Genomic DNA, 6,610 nt, shown 5'->3' with positions numbered 1-6,610 from the left:
CTTATCAATAGAACAAAATTTTCATTTAAGTTATTGTTATTTAATGATTTTCGTTGTTTTTATAAATATTTTTTTTCATATTTGACATGTGCCGTATTCTTTTGCAATCTAAAGCTCGAATTTAGTGGCGATGGTAACTAACCGCAGAGTTAGCCGACCATCTTCTAAAACTAAGGGAACCGAAACGGAATTCCCATACTAAGAAAAGGCAGTGGATTATTATGAAAAAAACTCTAGTCGCACTACTGGTTGCCTCAGCAGCAACGTCAGTAAACGCAGCAGATATCTACAAATCGGACGACGTGACTGTTGATTTCTACGGTCAACTTCGTCAGCACGTTGAGTTTACAAACAAAAAAGACGCAAACGGTAACAGTGTCGATCCTAAAATCGAGCAAGGCTCTTCACGTGTTGGGGTAAACCTAACTTACAAAGCTCTTGAAGAAGGTTTGGACGTTGTTGCTAAAGTTGAGTACCGTGTTGGTGAAAGCTGGGAATTGCGTCAGCACTACATCGGTATGAGTTCAGAGTACGGTGTAATGACCTACGGTAAGCACAGCCCTCTTTATGATGATGTATACGGTGCTGAATATTCATACAATTATGGTTTGGCACCATATCGTGGTGGTCTGGATACTAAAGAAAACTTTTGGCAAAGCAGTGCAATTAAATACCAATTGGATCTAGACAATAGCTGGGTGAAAGCACAATACAACCTAGCTGAGAATAACACCAATGCTGAGTTGTTCGAGATCTATGCTGGTACCACTTATGATTCATGGGCACTGCATATTGGTGGCGCTTCAATGACTGACAAAGTTGGCGTGAAAAATGTTGAGTCAACTTACTTTGAAGCGACAGCTGAGTATCTACTAGGTAAAGGTAAAGTTGGTTTTACTTATGCTTATAACGAAGATAAGAACAAGCTGACTGATGGTAAAGTGAAATCTAATGGTTTCCACCTAGGTGCTAAGTACGAAGTTGCTCCAAAAACGTCGCTTTACGGTGGCGCACAATTTATCGACGGTAAGAACGATGCGGCCGACATTACTAACCTATACCTAGGTGCTGAGTATATGTTTGCTAAATGGGCACGTACTTATGTTGAATACGGTTTCAACGATACTGACAACGAGAAAAACGTAAGCAGCCTTGCTATCGGTGCTCGTGTTTACTGGTAATTCATAACGTTATCGTTACTATAAGCCCAGCATAGCTGGGCTTTTTTATGTTTTTTATGGGAGAAACGATTGTAATGACGACTTATATCAATCTAATCTGGCGTGGATGCTTACTGGTTTGCAGTATGGTTAGTCTAGCTCATGCGCAAGTGCAATTGGTGGTGCCTGAGGCGATTAACTTATCCGTAGTTAATTTAGAAAAACCGCGGCTCGAAGGTGGGCTATTTAGCAGCAATAAAACGCTAGTTTTGCCTAATGGGACGCATCAAATCGCTTTTCGTTACTCCCAGCCATTCGTGAATCGCGATACGGTAGAGACGGTCAGCAGTGAATTAGTCATATTGAAGTTTAATGCTGAAAATCAAAAGCTAACTTTTCAGTTACCCGATTATCGCAACGCCCAGCAAGCACGAAGAGAGATTGATCACTTTACTTGGCAATTGATTGATACTACCAACCAACGACCAATTGAACAGGTCAGTGACATTATCGCCATCAGCGGCTTTGTACTCGGACAAAATTTTATTGATAACGTGATAGAATACAATAAACAATCCGGCAAAGCGTCAATTAGCATGAGTTATCTGACGGTGGATAATCACGCTAAATCGATACCTAGTCACTCTCAGCCGCTTCCGACTGCCGATGAAGACTCTCTTGTCAGTCAACTGCAACAGCTCTATTTGCAAGCGAATCAGCAGCAGAAAGCCGTCTTTCGTCAATGGATCAGTCAGCAAGAGTAATTGGGAAGACTGAAAAACAATTTACCCACAGCATTGCTTGAATTTTTTACCGCTCCCACAGGGACATGGCTCATTACGTCCGACTTTATTGTGCTTTGGAAAGATGCCGTCAATGTAGAACCACTGCTTCTTTTCCCTCACAAAACGTGATTGTTCTTCTAGGCAAAGCGTTTGCTGCTGATCAATAAAGAAGGCTTTAAAGTGTACAAAGCCTTCGTTGGGATTATTCCCCAACCACGTTCGTACGACGTCTAATCCTGTCCATTGGCTATTGATTGAATCTGCGATGGCATCTCGCTGAAGCTCGGCGTGACAAGAGGGGTGATAAGTATTGATGACAAAATCGACTAAACCTAATACATGGGCACTATAGCGAGCTCGCATTAATTGCTCTGGAGTCTGTGCATTAGTAGGATCAGAATGAATCGGTTGGCAGCATTTGGCATATTCAACTTGACGTTGACAATAGCAGATATCCATAAAATAAAATCATCATAGAAAAATAATCAACGAAGTTTAAGGATAATGGAGATAGCTGTCTACTGATGGCTATTGAACAAATCTGCAGTCCAATGAACGGCTTGATGATAACAATCACTGATGGTTTGTTCAGGTAATGAGAGCTGGTGAGCAAGGTCGTTCACGGTTTGCCATTCGGCTTGTTCATACGCTTTAATCAGTTGCAATACCTTACCTAACTGACCGGACCCTGAAACAATCGCGTCTTTGACTTGCTGTTCAATCGGCATCTCTTCAATAATATCTGCCAAGGGTTGATCGAGTAAGCCATCAATCAATGAAAACATTCCTGTTAGGAAAGCATTACCTGATTGGTCGGCATTGGCAATATTGAGAGACAATAATTCACAATAACGAGCTCGCTGAATGGATAAACCATACAGTGCATCAGGCTTATCTTTATGAGTGGAGGCAATCGCGACTAAAGAGACAAAGCGACGTAATCTTGTCTCACCCAGATAAACTAGGGCTTGTTTAAAGGAGCGTATTTTTGAGCTCACCATGACCGAAGAATTGACAAAGGTCAGCAATTTATACGAGAGCGTCAAATCTTTACTGATTAATCTTCCTAACTCTTGATAGTTAATCTCTTCCTTGGCAATTTCTTTGCATAGTTGCACGATGGTTAAAAATGCGGGTTCCAGTGCTTTTCGTTGAATTAACGCTGGCTGACTAAAGAAATAACCTTGAAAATAACAAAACCCCGCTTGTTTTGCCAGTTCAAACTCTTGATAAGTTTCAACTTTTTCGGCTAAAAATTGAATATTATGTTTTTGATTTTTTTTAATAAATAGGCGTGCTTTTTCAATAGGAACAGTATGAATATCAAATTTTATAATGTGGACATGAGGTAAAAAAGCTGCCCACTCTTTACTGGGTACAAAATCATCGAGGGCAATAGTATAACCGAGCTTTTTGAGCTCAATGATCGCATTAAGGAGTTCCTCGGTGGGTGTACAGCCTTCCAGTACCTCGATAACTAAGTGACTGGAAGGAAATAGGGTTGGTACGAGGTTAATTAAGCTTTGATAAGGAAAATTAACAAATTCCCATAATTTTCCGGCACGATATTGTACTGACCAAAAGTGGTCTGATAACAATCGGCTGGTGGCAAGTTCGGCATCGATTTGTGGGAAGGTATTGTTAGGACCATCACGAAACAGTAGTTCATAACCGACGGTGTTACGATCTCGATCTAAAATCGGTTGCCTAGCAATATAGGAATACTTCAATAGCGTGCCCTTCTTTATTATCTATCCGTTGTCTATCGTCTTAACGTACCACCATTAATAGTAGTACGTCTGTTAAGCTAACCCAATGGATGCTCTTGAAAAGAGTCTTTGATTATTGAAAGCTAATCAACCTTTGTGATGAAAGGGAGCGTTTCTAAAGCGTAGCCTTGTGGAGAATAGCGCAGTACCGATCCTTGATGATGCCAATCGCCAAGAACGATCCGGATTTTTGTCCCATCTTTATCGATATGATGAATGGCTGGTCGATGGGTATGTCCATGGATCATCAGCGCGACTTGATGTTTGTTCATTACATTGACCACCTCGCTAGGGGTGACATCCATGATCTCCATGGCTTTATGAACTTTATCGCTGCGAATATCGGTTTGTACACGTCGAACAATACGTTTTTTTAAGCAATAAGGTAATCGGTTAAATACCCATTGTAGCCAAGGTTGATGGACTTTTTCACGGTAGGCTAAATAACGAACATCTTCGGTGCATAGGGTATCACCATGTAATACCACCGCGGATGTGCCGTACAAGTTGATCCGTGCCTCTTGCTCAAGTAAGGTCACGCCAGTGTCTTTAACAAAACGTTTACCCACTAAAAAGTCGCGATTACCATGGATGAAGTAACACGGTACACCAGCAGACGTCAGTTGTTGAAACTCTTGTTTAATTTGCTGACTAAAAGGGGTGGGATCATCATCTCCGATCCAAAAGTCGAATAAATCCCCCAATACGTAGAGAGCATCGGCTTGTATGGCGTCCTTGCGCATAAACTGAATGAAACAATCCGTAATATCGGGGCGCGAAGGGGTCAGATGAAGATCTGAGATAAACAGTGTGTGCATAAGGCCGTTAATGGAGCGCAGCCGCGCTCCATCCATTGATTATTCTGCGATAGTGGTATGAGTAATCACTACTTCATCCAGTGGGACGTCTTGATGCATGCCATAAGAACCGGTACTAACGGTTTTGATCTTATTAACAATATCCATACCTTCAATCACTTCACCAAAGACGCAGTATCCCCAGCCGTCACGACTTTCAGATTTAAAATCAAGGAAAGTGTTGTCATTGACGTTGATAAAGAATTGCGAGCTGGCTGAATGTGGATCCATGGTACGTGCCATTGCCAGTGTGCCTGTTTTATTGCTTAACCCATTGTTTGCTTCATTACGGATTGGCGCACGAGTGGCTTTTTCTCGTAGACCAGAAGTCATACCACCACCTTGGATCATAAAGCCATCAATCACACGATGAAAAAGCGTGTTATCGTAAAAACCATCACGACAGTATTGCAAAAAGTTAGCACTGGTTTCAGGGGCTTTCTCGGTATTCAGTTGAATTTTTACGTCACCAAAATTGGTATGTAGGGTGATCATAGCTATTACCTTTACTTGTTTTGTATGAATGGCTGATTTTAGCCTAACTTTTTGCGCATTCAAAACACCAAATGGATGACCTAGTGATAATAGAGTTGTTATACTCGTTCATCATTTTAGTAATTAACGGTAAGTAGATAGAGATCATGCTGAAGATTTATAACTCACTCACAAGACAGAAAGAGGAATTCAAACCCATTACAGCCGGAAAAGTTGGCATGTATGTCTGTGGAGTCACCATATACGATCTCTGTCATATTGGTCACGGTCGTACCTTTGTCTCTTTTGATGTGGTATCACGCTACTTACGCTATTTGGGTTATGATTTAACTTTCGTGCGCAACATTACTGATATTGATGACAAAATCATTAAACGTGCCGCTGAGAATCAAGAATCTTGTGACTCGTTGACGGAACGACTTATTCAAGAGATGTACACCGATTTTGATGCGCTCAATATATTGCGTCCTGATGTAGAACCACGTGCCACGGCTTATATTGAAGAAATCATTGCTTTGGTAGAACGGCTAATTGATCGCGGCTTTGCTTATGTTGCAGACAATGGCGATGTTATGTTTGAAGTCAGCAAATTTAAAGAGTATGGCCGACTCTCCAAGCAAGATTTAACCCAACTGCAGGCCGGTGCTCGCGTTGATATTGAGACTGCAAAACGTAGCCCACTCGATTTTGTATTATGGAAGATGTCTAAGCCGGGCGAACCCACGTGGCAATCCCCATGGGGGCCTGGACGTCCTGGTTGGCATATTGAGTGTTCAGCGATGAATTCTTCTATCTTGGGTAATCACTTTGATATCCATGGTGGTGGCTCGGATCTACAGTTTCCTCATCATGAAAATGAAATTGCCCAATCTTGCTGCGCTCATGATACCCAGTATGTGAATACTTGGATGCACAGTGGCATGGTGATGGTAGACAGAGAAAAAATGTCAAAATCGCTGGGTAATTTCTTTACCATTCGTGATGTGTTGCAACATTATGACCCAGAAACCGTACGTTATTTCTTAATGTCTGGGCATTATCGTAGCCAATTAAATTACAGTGAAGAAAACCTCACTCAAGCTCGAGCCTCTTTAGAGCGTCTCTATACTGCCTTGCGTGGTTTGGATATGACGGTCGCAGCGGCTGGTGGTGAAGAGTATGTCAGCCGCTTTACCAGCGCGATGAATGATGATTTTAATACCCCAGAGGCCTACTCGGTCTTATTTGATATGGCACGTGAAGTTAACCGACTTAAAACAGAAGATATGCTTCAGGCGAGTGCTTTAGGGGCATTAATGCGCGAGTTAGCGGATGTGATTGGTATTCTATACCAAGAGCCAGAACGCTTTTTGCAAAGTTCGGTTGCAAATGATGACCAAGCCGAGGAAATCGAAGCGTTGATCAAACTGCGTAATGACTCACGCGCGAATAAAGATTGGGCTAATGCGGATCTTGCTCGTCACAAGCTGACAGAGATGGGCATTATTTTAGAGGATGGTCCGAACGGAACCACTTGGCGACGCAAATAAGCGAACCATGTCTAC

At 42.0% G+C, this 6,610-nt stretch carries 7 protein-coding genes; 3 read left to right on the top strand and 4 right to left on the bottom strand.

Going from position 1 to position 6,610, the window contains the following annotated elements; all coding sequences use genetic code 11:
* Window positions 1-221 precede the first annotated feature (221 nt).
* Together CAG58_RS16715 and CAG58_RS16710 are read left to right on the top strand one after the other, a co-directional pair.
* Window positions 222-1,181 (top strand): porin, encoded by a 960-nt coding sequence (locus CAG58_RS16715; RefSeq protein ID WP_161426509.1) that lies wholly within the window; start codon window positions 222-224, stop codon window positions 1,179-1,181.
* Window positions 1,182-1,255: 74 nt separating this feature from the next.
* Window positions 1,256-1,924, top strand: a complete 669-nt coding sequence (locus CAG58_RS16710) for a DUF2057 family protein (RefSeq protein WP_161426510.1) — start codon at window positions 1,256-1,258, stop codon at window positions 1,922-1,924.
* A 21-nt stretch (window positions 1,925-1,945) separates the two neighbouring features.
* Here CAG58_RS16710 and CAG58_RS16705 read toward each other — a convergent pair whose 3' ends face one another.
* The 4 genes from CAG58_RS16705 to CAG58_RS16690 form a co-directional block, all read right to left on the bottom strand.
* Window positions 1,946-2,404, bottom strand: a complete 459-nt coding sequence (locus tag CAG58_RS16705) for a YchJ family protein (protein WP_161426511.1) — start codon at window positions 2,402-2,404, stop codon at window positions 1,946-1,948.
* A gap of 59 nt (window positions 2,405-2,463) precedes the next feature.
* Window positions 2,464-3,675, bottom strand: a complete 1,212-nt coding sequence (locus CAG58_RS16700; protein WP_161426512.1) for an EAL and HDOD domain-containing protein — start codon at window positions 3,673-3,675, stop codon at window positions 2,464-2,466.
* Between the two features lie 122 nt (window positions 3,676-3,797).
* On the bottom strand, window positions 3,798-4,532 hold the full coding sequence (gene lpxH / locus CAG58_RS16695) for a UDP-2,3-diacylglucosamine diphosphatase (RefSeq protein WP_161426517.1): 735 nt from the start codon (window positions 4,530-4,532) through the stop codon (window positions 3,798-3,800).
* Between the two features lie 39 nt (window positions 4,533-4,571).
* The gene (locus CAG58_RS16690; RefSeq protein ID WP_004394955.1) at window positions 4,572-5,066 is read right to left on the bottom strand and encodes a peptidylprolyl isomerase; all 495 of its coding nucleotides are present in this window, start codon (window positions 5,064-5,066) and stop codon (window positions 4,572-4,574) included.
* A 146-nt stretch (window positions 5,067-5,212) separates the two neighbouring features.
* Between CAG58_RS16690 and cysS the strand changes: the two genes are divergently transcribed.
* On the top strand, window positions 5,213-6,595 hold the full coding sequence (gene cysS, locus CAG58_RS16685; RefSeq protein ID WP_158143730.1) for a cysteine--tRNA ligase: 1,383 nt from the start codon (window positions 5,213-5,215) through the stop codon (window positions 6,593-6,595).
* Window positions 6,596-6,610 lie beyond the last annotated feature (15 nt).

The organism is Vibrio sp. V31_P5A7T61, assembly GCF_009904895.1.
In the GTDB taxonomy this organism is placed as follows: domain Bacteria; phylum Pseudomonadota; class Gammaproteobacteria; order Enterobacterales; family Vibrionaceae; genus Vibrio; species Vibrio metschnikovii.
Note: the sequence above shows the minus strand (reverse complement) of the source record. Positions and strands in the feature narration are given on the sequence as shown.